This window comes from Virgibacillus salexigens, assembly GCF_014905415.1.
Classification (GTDB): Bacteria; Bacillota; Bacilli; order Bacillales; family Amphibacillaceae; genus Virgibacillus; species Virgibacillus salexigens.
This window is the reverse complement of record NZ_BNEO01000082.1, coordinates 1-329: the sequence shown is the minus strand read 5'-3', so window position 1 is coordinate 329 and position 329 is coordinate 1. Positions and strand designations below refer to the sequence as shown.

At 45.0% G+C, this 329-nt stretch carries 1 protein-coding gene; it reads right to left on the bottom strand.

The window, feature by feature from the left end; translation table 11 throughout:
• Nucleotides 1–329: sodium:solute symporter family transporter (locus JKP73_RS22330; protein ID WP_438874676.1), on the bottom strand; the 329-nt coding region annotated here is incomplete at both ends.

Sequence of the window (329 nt, the reverse complement as noted above, 5' to 3'; positions counted from 1 at the left end):
CATCATCCCAACCAATTGGTCGGCCTCCATGACATCCAACTTCGGAAAAGCGTTTATACCAATAATACCAACAAGAAAAATAACCCCCGGTGTAATAAACGGCATCCATGCCATACCAACCAGTGAGGTTTTTATTGTACTTTCGTTTTTGGCAGAAAAGATACGTTGAATTGCATGGGGATAGATTGCTGCACCTATACACGTAAGGAGCAACATGCTAAACCAACCAGAAATTCCACTCGCTTCCGGGACACCAAGTTTTTCTGGCGAAAGTGTAGCCATATAATTGGCTGGAGTAGGGAGGCCGCCCGAGTAAATAACAGAACCGG